Genomic DNA, 12,355 nt, shown 5'->3' with positions numbered 1-12,355 from the left:
TTGGACATAACAGGATTTCATAATAGAAAGGCTTTATAAAACAAAAATTAGTAATTTTAATAAAAAATTTTTTTAATTTATCTGAAGCAGGAAATAGGTAATCTACCATTAAGCTATCCACAATAAGCTTTTGAATGAAGTCAATGTTGAGGAAAAAATATAACCCACAACAAGATTGTGGGAAAATGCTATATAGATATGAATACTTTGTGTTCAAAATTAACCATATTATTATGTTTTATTCGGGGAACCGTATTAAAAAAATGGTAAAGCAGAGAACCAAGCTGATTATATGTTTAAAGGATGCAAACATGTCGAGCTGCGAGAACGTGCGTTATAAGATCAACTCCACCGGGCAACTGCATTAAACATTATCATCAATGCGATTAGTTTGGATCACGCTGAGCAAGCAACAAAACACCGTAAAAAGCATGGTAAACTTCAGGAAGAACTACTAAACCATATTTGATGGGAACATATCAATTTCTTGGGCGAATACAAATTCATTTTCAGGCAAAATTCGTCTCTCGATTAATTACGACCGCTGAAACAACTAGAGGTTGAGTGACTGGCGTTCGGGTTATACCGCTCGGACTATTGGGCTTAGAGTAAGAAAAAACGCTAAGCCGGTCATATCCGAAGGCTTAGCGTATATTTTCGTTAAAATGTGGCGGGACCCCATCGCCCACAAGCTAACAATAACGAGTTACCCCAAAACGATAAAAACGAGTAAGATGCACAAAATTTTCGTTCTTGGGGTATTATGGTATCATACCTTGAGGGGTACCGCCAGCAAACGCTGAATTATGATGTCGTATTGCACTAAAGCTCCAATTAGTCGAAAATGACGATACAATGTTATTGGAATGATTGTATTCGAAAAAAGGAGGTCGTTTCCATGAATATTTTAATTTTGGGTGCAACTGGACGAGTTGGGGGTCAATTAGTTATTTATGGTTTGCAAGACAATCATCATGTTACCGTTTTAGTTCGCACTCCAGAGAAGATTGCTATAAACAATGCCAATTTAACCATTATTCAAGGTAATGTTTTAAATAAAGATGATATCGTACGTGCCATGCATGGAATTGATGTAGTTATTAGTGCACTTAATACTGATGGGACAACAACTTTATCAGCAAGTATGCCACTAATTATCGAAGCTATGGAAAACGAAGGTATACAACGAATTATAACCATTGGAACGGCAGGTATCCTCCAAAGTAGAACAACCCCAAATTCTCTGCGTTATCAGACAAGTGAATCAAAGCAGAAGTCTACCCGTGCAGCGAAAGAACATCATGAAGTTTTCGATTTGCTTAAACAATCAACACTTCAATGGACAATTGTCTGTCCTACGTATTTGCCGGATGGAAAGAGAGTTGGTATATATCGTATAGAAGGCGACTTTTTGCCGGAGGATGGTATTGAAATATCCGTTCCGGATACAGCAGAATTTGCATTTAACCAAATAAAAAGTAACGATTTTTTAAAAGCACGTGTAGGTATCGCCTACTAAAAATTCCAATATGCATGAATCCCCTTCGATTAAATCGTATAGACAGCCGGTCAATATTCTTCGTCAATGAACACTGTCAGGTGAACCATTGCCAGGAATATTTTCCGGTCTTTTGGGCGAAGATTTTGCCTGTACCATTGTGCTATATTTTCTCTCCGAAAATAGCCACATTCTGCCGGTCAGGAGCAAATGCTTTCCCGTTCCATTTCAATACGGTCTGTACAAATCCCAGTGAGTCGGCATTGTACCTCCCTGCGATCCTCTGATACGCTTCGAGCTCATATATGCCATCCCTATTGAAATCAACCGGATATAAACCAGATAAAGGATTGACCCATCCTTCAATCGGCGCCTTCAATATACCATCCTTGTTATAAATTTCAGATAAATATTCCTGATCCTTATAAGTCAGGTCAATAATGTACCTTTCTTTTAGGTAATGACTGGTCACCTTTACTTTGTATTGGTTTTCATAATGAACATCGTATTGAAAGGATTCATTGAATGAATCTGAATTAAAAATGGTCATGAGTTGACCGTTAAGGTAGGAAAAAACATACGCATAAATGGAACCCCCGCTTCCTCCTGTATCAATGACCACTAATATGTCATCCCCCTCATTACCTGTAAAATCACCAAGAAAAAGGGTCGGATTATATCCTGCGTCATTTTTCATGGGAACTTGTTCATATTGATTAGTCCTCCCATTTTGGATAACCAAAGTTATATTCCTCCAAAAGGGACTATCAGGGGTTTTGTTTGCGGTAAGAATAACATTGTCCTTTGTCCCGTCCCCATCAATATCTCCCTGTCTTGAGGTCACTATGACTGTTCTGTTGGAGTTCATTTGTCTTGATAGAACGGTTTGGAGGTTCAATTGCATGTCTACCAGTTCCTGTTTGGAAGGATAAGGATTCTGAAACGACAAGGCGTTATCTATCGTTTGCAGTGCTTCATTTGTTAATCCGGCCCTACTTTGGGTCTCAGCCAAACAGTACCAATAATAAGGATGATTCGTTTCTTGTATTTTTGTGTAATAGTAATGAATCGCATTTCTGATGTCATACATATCCAACTTCATCCCACCTGCCTCTTTATTATCCATATAGAATTATATGCAGGAATTTTGTGAATAGCCTTGAGTGCATATCTATGTCCTTTTCAAATATAGCGCCATAATTATCAATGATTTCGGGCATAATACCTTTTTATTAACATATTCGCTTGCATATATTTATGTAATTTGCTATTATAACTGACGAACGTTCGTTAAATAATGAGGTGATATTATTGAAAAGTAATGAAATTAAGGAAGCCGCTCTAAAATATTTCACGATTCATGGTTATGAAGGAGCTTCGCTTTCTCAAATAGCTGAAGAAGTCGGCATGAAAAAGCAATCCATTTACGCTCATTTTAAAGGCAAGGATGATCTTTTTCTGCAAGTTTTACGTGATGCGAAAGAGACGGAGCTATCGTCGAAACTCCAATATTTCAGTAAAGTTGATTCAAAAAATCCTGAAAAAGATTTATACGGATTCCTTCAATTGGTCATCGACCTTTTCCAAAAAAATGAGCATATAAAGTTTTGGCTGCGTATGTCCTTTTTTCCGCCAGCGCATCTTGAAAAAGAAATCGGGCAGGAAGTGATAGATATCGAGGAAAAGGTGCAGGCGATCCTGGAATGTAAATTCCATGATTGGATCAATGCCAAATTAATCGTCGAAGATGAAGCCATAACGCCGACCTATGCATTCTTGGGAGTCGTGGATTCCATTTTGCTTGAGCTTGTATACGGCAATGATGAGAAACGGCTGAAGGATAAATTAACAGCCTCCTGGAAAGTGTTTTGGAGGGGTATTTCACAAAAGTGATTTACAAAGAAAGTGGTGTTAAAACATGAATAAACCAATTAAAGATCAAAAGGCGGTATTAATTATTCTTCTAAGCAATATATTCATTGCTTTTCTGGGAATAGGACTCATCATCCCCGTTATGCCGTCATTTATGAATATCATGCATTTATCCGGAAGCACGATGGGCTATCTGGTTGCCGTATTTGCGGTTTCACAGCTTGTTATGTCTCCATTCGCAGGTCGTTGGGTTGACCGTTACGGCAGAAAGAAAATCATCATCATCGGCTTATTCCTTTTTGGTGTTTCGGAACTAATCTTCGGTGTAGGGACAAACGTGTCGGTGTTTTATTTATCAAGGATCCTTGGCGGAATCAGTGCCGCCTTTATCATGCCAGGTGTTACTGCATATGTTGCGGACATTACATCCGTTCAAGAACGGCCTAAAGCAATGGGCTATATTTCAGCCGCCATTAGCTTGGGCTTTATAATAGGACCAGGAATCGGTGGCTTTGTTGCAGAATATGGTATACGCTTGCCCTTCTTCCTTGCGGCGGGCATTGCTTTTATAGCTTGCCTTTCATCAATGTTCATTTTAAAAGAACCGATGACAAAGGAACAGCTTGCAAAAGTTTCTGCTAATACAAAGCAAACGAACTTTATCGGCGATTTAAAAAAATCTCTGAATCCGCTTTACTTTATTGCGTTCATTATTGTATTTGTACTCGCTTTTGGTTTGTCAGCCTATGAAACGGTTTTTAGCCTATTTTCTGATCATAAATTCGGCTTCACGCCGAAGGATATTGCCATTATCATTACAATAAGCTCTATTTTCGGAGTTGTTGTGCAAGTATTCATGTTTGGAAAGCTGGTAGATATTCTCGGCGAAAAGAAGCTTATCCAATTATGTTTAATCGTCGGGGCCATTTTTGCGGTAGCATCCACTATGATTTCCAGTTTTTTGGCAGTACTAGTGGTAACTTGTTTCATATTCCTTGCATTTGATCTGCTTCGTCCGGCATTGACGACATTTTTATCAAAAGCTGCCGGGAAAGAACAAGGATTCGTTGCTGGAATGAACTCCACCTATACGAGCTTAGGGAATATCGCCGGGCCATCCATGGGAGGATTGCTTTTTGACGTAAACATCCACTACCCTTATCTTTTCGCTGCTGTCATTATCGTCATTGGTCTTGGCATTACAGTCATTTGGAAAGAAAACCGATTGACAGAAAGCTTAGCGAAATAATGAAAGTCCCGGATTGTTAATCGTATCTTTCCTTTCTATCTGGCAAATTCTCAAACTTGAAAAATGATATTCTACTAAAAAAACCCCCTTGTCCATTTTTGGGCAAGGGGGGTTTTTAGTAATCTTTTGAGAACGGGATTATTACTACCATTTTGCTCAAGATAACCGCTCCAAATTGATTTTGAATGTATATCGATCAGCCCGGTAGACAGATCTGACAACCGCAAGTGGTTGATTGGTTTCAAGGGTACTTCTTCGTTCTATCAGCAATACAGGGGAACCTTCAGCTACCCCGAGCATTTCCGCCTCTTTTTTTTGAGCGATGGCGGCTTCAATTACCTGTCTGCCATGCTGGATTTTTAAGCCGAACTTTTTTTCAACATAATCATGAATGGCACTTACAGCTATTTCTTCCGTAAGGTCCAGGGCATGATCTTTAGCGATGTATAGCTTTTCATATGCCATCGGCAACCGATCAGCAAGCCTTACACGATCCAGTTCGAAAATAGCAGTTCCTGCTTCAACCTCAAGCTTTGCAGCAAGTTCATGATCTGCCTTGACCTCCGTAAAACTGATAACTCGCGTACATGGTTTAAGTCCTCTTGAAATCATATCCTCTGTAAAGTTAGTCAGACCTTGCAAGGGCGGCTCCGATTTTTGTTCGGCAACGAAGGTTCCTTTTCCGCGCTGCCTGTATAAATAACCGCCATTCACGAGGTTAGAAATGGCCTGTCTCACCGTCATCCTGCTTATACTATATTTTTCAGTGTATTCTTTTTCTGAAGGAATCATCTCTCCTGGCACCAATTCAAGACTTTGAATCGCTCCTTTAATCTCCTCTTCAAGTTGATGATAAATGGGACTCGGAGAATTCTTTTGGATCATTCAGCTTACATCTACCTTTCATCGTGATGTATATTTTTACAAGGCATCCTGATCAGAAACATCTCAAGCTAAAATTTAAGTTCGTTGATTTTATCCGTTTTATAGGGCGTCATTTAGGTATCCAAATTCCTTTTAGTGAATTTCAATACCGATTCCCTTGAACGTTCAATTTCATTTTTATTTTCATTATAGTATTTAGAAACATACGCATAGAAAATAATGCTGACCGTTAGAAATTGAGCAAAAAGCGAACTTGTTGCAGCACTTCGGAATTTAGCCTCCGGTGCACGTACATGATTTAGTGACATATCAACTTTTTTAGTTAGTCCATTGTTCCCCAATCGCGATAAACCAATTGTTTTAATGCCATATGCTTTAGCAATATCAACGAGTTCCAGAATTTCTTCAGTTTCGCCACTATTGGATATACAGAAAAAAACGGTATTCTTTGATGATGCCGCAAGTGCAGTGGCCGTAATATGCGGGTCTTGATTGGCACTTACAATCTTTCCTAACCGTAACCATTTCTGTGTAATATCTTCAGCAACGAGCCATGATGCCCCTAAACCATAGACATAAATCACATCTGCACTCCTCATGGTTTCAATGATATTGTCAAGAACGGCCTCATCCAAATAATGTGCCGTTTCTTGTATGGCCTGGACAGAGTTGGACACTATTTTATTTTTAATCGATGCTATTGTTTCATTAGGCTCAATGTCATGGAAACCTTTTTTCTCCGGCTGGGAAATCAGGGATGATAGGGATACCTTCAGTTCTGAAAAACTATTAACTTTTATGGAATGACAGAACCTCGTAACTGCCGAACTGCTGGCATTGGCATGGTCAGCCAATTCATGTATCGTCATTCTTACTATATCTTTTGGATTTTCTAAAATATATTGTGCAATTTTCTTTTCTGATTTGGGCAATTGGTTCAATAAACTTTCAATTCTTAATATAATATTTTCGCCGTGCATATGATTTAGTCTCCTTGATCTTTACTTACTTTAAATGCTTCATTGCTATGTAGTAACAACCCAAGGTAGCTGATACGTCTTCTAAAACAAATTTCACATTTGGGTTTTCAAGTTTAATATGATTGATGAATGAGTTTTGCACCAATGGTATATTTGTCAATATGCTACCTTTTAATGCAATTGTAACATTCTCACACAACTTTAACTTCTTGATAACCTCAAGCGTTTGTTTTGCAAGGTGGTACCCGGCCTGATTCAAAATATTTTGGGAGAAGCCATCACCCTTCTCCGCATGTTGGACAATTAGGGGAACAAACGCGGCAATCTCGGATTTCGTGGCAGAATAAATGAATTTCTTCAGTTCCATTACACTAAGATAGCCAAGTTTTTTCAGTATCGACTCGGTTAAATGGCTATATTCATACCCCTCATCCTCTTCTTTCGTCATTCTTATAAAAGCCTGCATGGCGATCCAATAGCCACTTCCTTCATCCCCAAGAATGTGTCCCCATCCACCAGCCGATTTCTCGATTCCTTCATGGATTCCGATACTTACAGATCCAGTTCCGGATATGGTCAAAATGCCATCATTTCCTTTTAGCAAAGCAGCATGAGCGATAATTGCATCATTTACAATGGTGAACGGGGCCTTAAATGCCTTGCTTAATGCACTTTTTATGCCCTGCGGATTTTCAACTCCTCCATAACCGGCTAATCCTAAACAAATGTATTGGCAGCTGCCATCATCAATAGGAGTCATGCTTTGTTCAATTGCCTGTATAATGTTAGCGGTGGCTTGTTTTTCATTAATAAGCAGGTTTCCAAACCCCGCTCTGCCTTCACTAATTTTATTACCATCCATATCATAAGCCACTGCTTCAGTTTTGGTCCCTCCGCCGTCAACACCGATAATATAATTCATGTCATTCTCCTATTCAGTAAAAAAGGAAGGAATATCACCGTTCCTTCCCTGATCCATTAATATTGAATTGGAATTTCTCCCATGGTTCCAAATAATCGAGGAGAAAAATTTCCTCTTCTGCTATTCGGCCAACTACATTCGTTTTCCCCGAATTCTTCATTTCCTTCAATGCAATCTGCAATTCCCCTTTATATTGTCCATAGAGCTCGTTTTCAATTAAAATATCACCGCGTCTAATATCAGGCGTATATGTTGGTTTAAATTCTTCGCTCTTATATTTCACGCGTGATTGAGTCGAGCGAATCAGATAATCGGAAACATCTCCACGGTAAAAATGGAATTCTTCCAATACTATTTTTTTCTCCAAAGCTGTTATGGTTTCGTGAAGGTTCACATTAAATGTTAACAGACCGCTGTTTACCGAGCTAAGCTGTTTCAATTCATCTTCAGATGCGTAAGCATTTGCTATGATTACATCATCAATCAATCCTGTAGCATACAAATGTTTCGCTTGTGTTGTAATCGGTAATTCCCGGTGCATTTCCAATGTACATAATCCTTCCATTATAGGCCAAGGTCCGTACGTTGCTGCATGTGAGCTGATGAAAGCTGCCGTGCGGATATTATGCTTTTTGAATGACTCACAGCATTTAATGAAATGCGGATAGCTCAATCCTGCATAGCGATGGGGATAGAAGTTGTGCGATCCAACTAAATTTTCTATATTTGGTTTGTAATCCATGATATTTTCTAGATACTTCGTTGCATTACTCATGTTTATTTCAATTTTTAGACCATATGGATTATGTGTCATGATCGACTCTTCGTTGCCTGTAAAACCCATGTCCAGCCTGATTCCATACGCACCTAATTCTGCAAAAAATGATAAATCATTATACGAAATGCCTAGTGAACCGAATACTCGGGGAGCAATATCGACCATCACTTCCATATTCAATTGATTGGCATAATCAATCGTTTCTTTAAATTCTTTTAAAATCTTCTCTTTGTCTCCTTCGACAGAAAGCAAGCAAGTAAAGATCTTTTTGAAGCCATATTTGTGTGCAAGTGCGATGTATTCCATGTCTTTTTCAACGGTTGAATGCTCTGGATAGATAGATATACCGAGTTTACCCATTTTTAATCACCTCTTTACTGTTGTGGGGCTAGCTTTTTTACTATGCGAATCATGTGTTCTATTAGTTTTTGTTCGCTCATTGCAGTCATCAAGTGATCTTGAGCATGAATCATCAATAAAGTTTTCTCACTTGGAACTCCATTCAATTCTGCTTGAATGAGCTTGGTTTGTGTCTTATGGGCCATGTTCAATTCTTCCTGGCCTTGTTTAATTAGTTCCTCTGCCTTTTCAAAATTAAATTCTTCCGCTTCTTTCAGTGCTTCGAATGCTAATCCTCTTGCATTTCCACTATGTGATATTATTTCAAAAATTTCCATTTCGTTATTGTTCAGTTCAGTTGACATATCATTACACTCCCATTTTATGTTAGATTATGAAGGTTCATTGGATTACTGTAATCCAGATTCACTGCTTAAAACACCATTCACTTGATGTTCGGAACAGCACTTTCACTGAAGAATCGCGGTAAGTATTCTTCATGCGCTTTTAAAAGTTTTTGTAAAACCATTTCCGCCAGGTCATCACTTGGGATGAGTGGGTTGATGGTTAAAGCCAATAACGCTTTATCATAAGAACCTGTAACGGCTGCCTCAGCACCAATTCTCTCAAATGATTTGATTTGTTGAATCAAGCCATGCACTTGTACGGGTAATTTACCCATAGCCAAAGGAATTGGTCCATTCTTGGTGACGATACAGCTTACTTCGACTGCTGAATCATAATCAATATCAGTAAGTGATCCTTTGTTTTGTACATTTAGCACTTGAATGTCTTTTTTATCATTATAAATAGAAGAAATGACGTTACATGCTGCATCACTATAGTAAGCTCCACCGCGCTGCTCTAGTTGTGGAGGCTTGATGTCAAGGGTTTCATCCTTGTATAGGTCAAATAAACCTTCTTCTAATTTTTTCACAACTTCAGCTCGAGTTTTCCCTGATTTGAATGCTTCCAACTCTTCTTCTAAAATCGTTTTTGTTTTGTAATAATACCGATGGTACGGGCAAGGCACCACTCCTAAAGATTTCAAAAACCTTCTGTTCCAAGCCAATGGGGCAATATTCTTCATTGTCAGCTGAATTTCAGGATTGCCAAGCATTTCAAGCACTTTATCTGTTACTTCTTGATCATCAACGAACACATGCATCCCGAATACCATGTGGTTTAAACCGGCGAAATCTATGTGCACTCTCTTCATATCGACACCAAGCATGCTAGAAATAGACATATGCATATTAAATGGAACATTGCATACTCCAATGACTTTTTTATGCTTGCTGTAGCGAAGCAGGGCTTCCGTTACCATCCCCGCCGGGTTTGTGAAGTTAATTAACCATGCATCAGGGCAGAGCTCCTCCATTTCTTCTGCAATTTCCAGAAGTATAGGTATCGTTCGTAATGCCTTGGACAATCCTCCTGCTCCATTTGTTTCTTGACCAATTAATCCTAATTCCAACGGGATCCTCTCGTCCTTGATTCGTGCATCAAGTAAACCCACTCTCATTTGAGTTGTGACAAAATCAGCATCTTGCAAGGCTTGACGGCGGTCTAACGTTAGATGTATTTCCATTGGAAGTCCTGCTTTTTCAACCATCCGTTTTGCCAAAGTTCCTACAATCTCCAGTTTTTCTTTTCCTGCCTCAATATCCACTAACCACAGTTCCCTAATAGGCAACTCATCATATCGTTTTATAAATCCTTCTATTAATTCTGGCGTATAACTCGAGCCTCCACCGATTGTGGCAATCTTCAGCCCTTTTTTCATTTCCATTTCCCCAACACCTCATCGTAAGCTAATCTGGATTCTTCATTCATTTATAGATTATTGCATAACAAACCAGTGCACTTACCGCTAATAAAGACAAGAATAATAGTGTTGCTTGTTTCTTGTTTTTAAACTTACCTTCAACAAAACAAACAACCATCGTCAATCCTGCGCTTATGGCAAAGGTATTTCCTAAGTACAGTGATAATTGTTTATTTATCTCAAAGGCATCCATTAATCTGTTAAAGATAAAATTAAAAACAAGAATGAAGCCAAAAAATAGAAAGGCACTTTTGTAACTAAAAAAGTGAATTCTGGATGTTGAATTCATGTCCTTTCCCCCTCTCAATTTATAAAAGGAGTTTGGAGCATTAGTCCCAAACTCCCTTTTAGGTATTCCTTATAAAGCGATATTTTTATTATCCGTTGTTTCTACTACGTTTTCCTGCGCTAAAAGCTTTTTATCGTACATCTTAAAGAATGGCAGATAAATAAGGACCGAAATGGTTAAGTTCACCATCACGAGAACAATGGCTCTCCAATCACCGCCAGTTGAAAGGTAGGCACCTATTGGAGCGGGCAATGTCCAGGGAACCATTACATATGTCGGATTCACAAGTCCGATGGACGTTGCTATATATGCAAGTGTTGCTCCAATCAGCGGTGTAATGATGAATGGAATAATCAGTACCGGGTTTAGTACAATCGGCATCCCAAAGATAACAGGTTCATTGATGTTAAAAATGCTCGGCACAATTGTTGCTTTCCCCATTGCTTTACTATAGCTGGACTTCGCCGTTAAGAGCATGGCTATGACTAATCCCAATGTTGCACCAGATCCACCAATCCAAATAAACCATTGGAAGAATGTTTCAGGAGCTATGTGGGGAATTGCCTTTCCAGCTGCAACTGCTGCCGAGTTATTCCCCAAGTATACTTCCCATACCGGACGAGCTACGGCACCTACTACCGATACGCCATGAATACCAAATGACCAAAAGAATGTAATCAAAAATACTGGAATTAATACACCTGGCAATGTATCGCCAGCACTGATGAGTGGTGCAACCGCTTTATCAACAAGTGAATGTAAATCAACAGCAAAAACGACTGTAATTAGAGTCATGACAAGCAGGACAATTGAAACTGGAATTAAAGCTTCAAATGAACGGGCTACTGAAGTTGGTACAGAATCCGGCATTTTAATCGTGATATTTTTTGTTTTACAAAGACGTAAAATTTCGACAGCAAAAATGGATACAAGCATTCCTACAAAAAGGCCATGGCCTCCGAGATTTGTCATTGGCAAAACAAACCCCACATCATCCATCATCTTTACACCAATTGTGAACAAGAAGGCTGCCAATGATAGTAAACCTCCAGATAGCGGATCAAGTTTATAGCTTTGAGATAAACTGTAGCCTATACCAAAAGTAATATATAGCGTCATGATAAACATCGTTAATCGATATGGTATTAAAATTTCAGCTATATGTTTTGCAGACCATTCACCTAATGCAGTATCTGCTGCAACGGGCGGAAATGCAATGATCAAGAATAAACTGCCAAAGATGATGAATGGTAACGCGGAAACCACACCATCCCGAATTGCGCGTAAATGCTTTTGCTCAGACAATTTAGCCATAGGTGTTGAAAGATTATTTTCTAAAAAAGCTACAAACTTGTCCATTCGTGTTTTCCCCTTTTACGTTTAGTGATAAGAATAGTGGTCCGTTTATTATTTTGCTAGTTCCGTTACAAGTTTTAGTAGCTTAGGTCCGCCAAGAGGGCTGTAGGCTTGAGCTGGAATGGCTTCACATGGGACGCCCGCTTCATCTGCAGAAGCCTTAAAGCCATCGAAACGATGTTTGACTTGCGGAGCTACCATCGCAACATCCCAGCCATTTCGTACTTCTGCATCGAATTCTTGAGTGCCGACCGCCAATACTTCTATGTTTATACCCTGTTTTTCCCCTTCCTTTTTTAAAGCGCTTACAACGATTGCACTGGACATTCCACCTGAACATACGAATAATACCTTCATTA

13 protein-coding genes and 1 pseudogene are annotated in these 12,355 nt (G+C 39.1%); 4 read left to right on the top strand and 10 right to left on the bottom strand.

Translation table 11 applies throughout. The annotated features are described in order from the left end of the window. Positions 1 to 307: 307 nt before the first annotated feature. Both ACZ9AO_RS09225 and ACZ9AO_RS09220 read left to right on the top strand, forming a co-directional pair. Positions 308 to 535, top strand: a pseudogene (locus tag ACZ9AO_RS09225) (Tn3 family transposase); the annotation flags it as partial. Between the two features lie 363 nt (positions 536 to 898). Further along, positions 899 to 1,519, top strand: coding sequence for an NAD(P)-dependent oxidoreductase (locus ACZ9AO_RS09220; RefSeq protein ID WP_476108916.1), 621 nt, complete (start codon positions 899 to 901; stop codon positions 1,517 to 1,519). A gap of 142 nt (positions 1,520 to 1,661) precedes the next feature. Here ACZ9AO_RS09220 and ACZ9AO_RS09215 read toward each other — a convergent pair whose 3' ends face one another. Next, entirely contained in the window at positions 1,662 to 2,402 is a 741-nt protein-coding gene (locus tag ACZ9AO_RS09215) for a VCBS repeat-containing protein (RefSeq protein WP_476109000.1), read from the bottom strand. 407 nt (positions 2,403 to 2,809) lie between these two features. Between ACZ9AO_RS09215 and ACZ9AO_RS09210 the strand changes: the two genes are divergently transcribed. Then, the gene (locus ACZ9AO_RS09210) at positions 2,810 to 3,391 is read left to right on the top strand and encodes a TetR/AcrR family transcriptional regulator (protein WP_063593920.1); all 582 of its coding nucleotides are present in this window, start codon (positions 2,810 to 2,812) and stop codon (positions 3,389 to 3,391) included. Positions 3,392 to 3,416: 25 nt separating this feature from the next. Further along, complete coding sequence (locus ACZ9AO_RS09205) at positions 3,417 to 4,619, top strand: MFS transporter (protein WP_063593921.1); 1,203 nt, start codon at positions 3,417 to 3,419, stop codon at positions 4,617 to 4,619. Positions 4,620 to 4,775: 156 nt separating this feature from the next. Here ACZ9AO_RS09205 and ACZ9AO_RS09200 read toward each other — a convergent pair whose 3' ends face one another. The 9 genes from ACZ9AO_RS09200 to ACZ9AO_RS09160 all read right to left on the bottom strand — a co-directional run bounded on the left by ACZ9AO_RS09200 (position 4,776) and on the right by ACZ9AO_RS09160 (position 12,353). Continuing rightward, entirely contained in the window at positions 4,776 to 5,504 is a 729-nt protein-coding gene (locus ACZ9AO_RS09200; protein WP_476108915.1) for a GntR family transcriptional regulator, read from the bottom strand. 113 nt (positions 5,505 to 5,617) lie between these two features. Beyond that, positions 5,618 to 6,484, bottom strand: a complete 867-nt coding sequence (locus tag ACZ9AO_RS09195; protein WP_048683641.1) for a MurR/RpiR family transcriptional regulator — start codon at positions 6,482 to 6,484, stop codon at positions 5,618 to 5,620. 25 nt (positions 6,485 to 6,509) lie between these two features. Then, complete coding sequence (locus ACZ9AO_RS09190) at positions 6,510 to 7,406, bottom strand: N-acetylglucosamine kinase (RefSeq protein ID WP_476108914.1); 897 nt, start codon at positions 7,404 to 7,406, stop codon at positions 6,510 to 6,512. Positions 7,407 to 7,440: 34 nt separating this feature from the next. Beyond that, positions 7,441 to 8,544, bottom strand: coding sequence for a DUF871 domain-containing protein (locus ACZ9AO_RS09185; protein WP_476108913.1), 1,104 nt, complete (start codon positions 8,542 to 8,544; stop codon positions 7,441 to 7,443). A 14-nt stretch (positions 8,545 to 8,558) separates the two neighbouring features. Continuing rightward, a complete protein-coding gene (locus ACZ9AO_RS09180) occupies positions 8,559 to 8,888 on the bottom strand; it encodes a PTS lactose/cellobiose transporter subunit IIA (protein WP_034307713.1) in 330 nt (109 codons plus the stop codon). An 80-nt stretch (positions 8,889 to 8,968) separates the two neighbouring features. Next, positions 8,969 to 10,315, bottom strand: a complete 1,347-nt coding sequence (locus tag ACZ9AO_RS09175; protein WP_336866515.1) for a 6-phospho-beta-glucosidase — start codon at positions 10,313 to 10,315, stop codon at positions 8,969 to 8,971. A gap of 40 nt (positions 10,316 to 10,355) precedes the next feature. Further along, a complete protein-coding gene (locus ACZ9AO_RS09170; protein ID WP_063575835.1) occupies positions 10,356 to 10,640 on the bottom strand; it encodes a hypothetical protein in 285 nt (94 codons plus the stop codon). Positions 10,641 to 10,709: 69 nt separating this feature from the next. Beyond that, positions 10,710 to 11,999, bottom strand: a complete 1,290-nt coding sequence (locus tag ACZ9AO_RS09165) for a PTS sugar transporter subunit IIC (protein ID WP_476108912.1) — start codon at positions 11,997 to 11,999, stop codon at positions 10,710 to 10,712. A 48-nt stretch (positions 12,000 to 12,047) separates the two neighbouring features. Further along, positions 12,048 to 12,353 (bottom strand): PTS sugar transporter subunit IIB, encoded by a 306-nt coding sequence (locus ACZ9AO_RS09160; protein WP_034307721.1) that lies wholly within the window; start codon positions 12,351 to 12,353, stop codon positions 12,048 to 12,050. Between the last annotated feature and the right edge of the window lie 2 nt (positions 12,354 to 12,355).

The organism is Peribacillus sp. TE19612, from assembly GCF_056279465.1.
The sequence above is the reverse complement of the archived record's forward strand: the minus strand, read 5'-3'. Positions and strand labels throughout refer to the sequence as shown.

Bases quoted from the DNA above. Each gene is read 5' to 3' on its own strand.
- ACZ9AO_RS09185 (WP_476108913.1), bottom strand. From the start codon at position 8,544: ATGGGTAAACTCGGTATATCTATCTATCCAGAGCATTCAACCGTTGAA.
- ACZ9AO_RS09195 (WP_048683641.1), bottom strand. From the start codon at position 6,484: ATGCACGGCGAAAATATTATATTAAGAATTGAAAGTTTATTGAACCAA.
- ACZ9AO_RS09175 (WP_336866515.1), bottom strand. From the start codon at position 10,315: ATGGAAATGAAAAAAGGGCTGAAGATTGCCACAATCGGTGGAGGCTCG.
- ACZ9AO_RS09205 (WP_063593921.1), top strand. From the start codon at position 3,417: ATGAATAAACCAATTAAAGATCAAAAGGCGGTATTAATTATTCTTCTA.
- ACZ9AO_RS09165 (WP_476108912.1), bottom strand. From the start codon at position 11,999: ATGGACAAGTTTGTAGCTTTTTTAGAAAATAATCTTTCAACACCTATG.
- ACZ9AO_RS09180 (WP_034307713.1), bottom strand. From the start codon at position 8,888: ATGTCAACTGAACTGAACAATAACGAAATGGAAATTTTTGAAATAATA.
- ACZ9AO_RS09170 (WP_063575835.1), bottom strand. From the start codon at position 10,640: ATGAATTCAACATCCAGAATTCACTTTTTTAGTTACAAAAGTGCCTTT.
- ACZ9AO_RS09190 (WP_476108914.1), bottom strand. From the start codon at position 7,406: ATGAATTATATTATCGGTGTTGACGGCGGAGGGACCAAAACTGAAGCA.
- ACZ9AO_RS09215 (WP_476109000.1), bottom strand. From the start codon at position 2,402: ATGCAATTGAACCTCCAAACCGTTCTATCAAGACAAATGAACTCCAAC.
- ACZ9AO_RS09200 (WP_476108915.1), bottom strand. From the start codon at position 5,504: ATGATCCAAAAGAATTCTCCGAGTCCCATTTATCATCAACTTGAAGAG.
- ACZ9AO_RS09160 (WP_034307721.1), bottom strand. From the start codon at position 12,353: ATGAAGGTATTATTCGTATGTTCAGGTGGAATGTCCAGTGCAATCGTT.
- ACZ9AO_RS09220 (WP_476108916.1), top strand. From the start codon at position 899: ATGAATATTTTAATTTTGGGTGCAACTGGACGAGTTGGGGGTCAATTA.